The following is a 430-nucleotide window of genomic DNA, read 5'->3' on the forward strand; positions in this document are numbered from 1 at the left end:
CAGGATCTCGGGCGTGGGGTTGGCCAGCGCCAGGATCAGCGGGCGCGGGCCCATGGCCGCAACCATTTCCGGCTTGAGCACGCCTCCCGCCGACAGACCCAGGAACACGTCGGCGCCCTCGATCACCTCGGCCAGCTTGCGGGCGTCGGTCTTCTGCGCGAAGCGCGCCTTGTCCGGGTCCATCAGCACGGTGCGGCCTTCGTAGACCACGCCTTCGATGTCGGTGACCCAGACGTTTTCCAGCGGCAGGCCCAGGTCCACCATCAGGTCCAGGCAGGCCAACGCGGCCGCGCCTGCGCCGGAAGTCACCACCTTGACCTGCTTGATGTCCTTGCCCACGACCTTCAGGCCGTTGATGAAGGCGGCCGAAACCGTAATGGCCGTGCCGTGCTGGTCGTCGTGGAAGACGGGGATCTTCATGCGCTCGCGC

General features: G+C 67.4%; 1 protein-coding gene. It reads right to left on the bottom strand.

Annotation, left to right across the window (positions count from 1 at the left end):
• Nucleotides 1–420, bottom strand: a 420-nt coding sequence (locus BRO63_RS25180; protein ID WP_373557797.1) for a malic enzyme-like NAD(P)-binding protein, incomplete at its 3' end; no start/stop codon positions are given.
• Nucleotides 421–430 lie beyond the last annotated feature (10 nt).

This window comes from Achromobacter xylosoxidans, assembly GCF_002192695.1.
GTDB classification, from domain to species: Bacteria; Pseudomonadota; Gammaproteobacteria; order Burkholderiales; family Burkholderiaceae_B; genus Achromobacter; species Achromobacter xylosoxidans_C.